The 525-nt window shown below is 37.9% G+C and carries 1 pseudogene; it reads left to right on the top strand.

The window, feature by feature from the left end:
* A pseudogene (locus L8X24_RS07935) lies at positions 1 to 525 on the top strand (flagellin); the annotation flags it as partial.

The raw sequence follows: 525 nt of genomic DNA, 5'->3' as shown, positions 1-525 counted from the left end.
AGATGCCAATGGTAGATTAGTGCTTAACTCAAGAGATGGTAGAGGTATAGAAATCACTGGTAGTATGGGACCTGGAGCAGGTATTTTAAAAGATGATTATAAAAACTATGGTCGTTTATCATTAGTAAAAAATGATGGTAAAGATATCTTAATATCAGGAAGTGGATTAAGCTTTATAGGTATGGGTGCAACTGATATGATTTCTCAAGCTTCTGTATCATTAAGAGAATCAAAAGGAAGAATAGACCCACAAATGGCCGATGCTATGGGCTTTAATGCTTATAAGGGTGGTGGAAAAATGGTAGTTACTTTTTCAAATATCGCGGCTTTTATGAGTGCATCTGGTAGCGGTATGAGTGAAGGTTCAGGTTTTTCTCCTGGTAGTGGTAAAGAAATGTCTAAGGTTTATGAGGGTAACCTGGCTTTTGTAACAGCATTCTCAGCTGCTTTTGGTTTTAGTGCAAAAAATGATGGTTCAAGTCAGTTTGCTGCATTTGCTGCTACAGCTACAGCTGGACAAATAGC

The organism is Campylobacter sp. CNRCH_2015_0814, assembly GCF_025772765.1.
Taxonomy (GTDB): Bacteria; Campylobacterota; Campylobacteria; order Campylobacterales; family Campylobacteraceae; genus Campylobacter_D.
The sequence above is the reverse complement of the archived record's forward strand: the minus strand, read 5'-3'. Positions and strand labels throughout refer to the sequence as shown.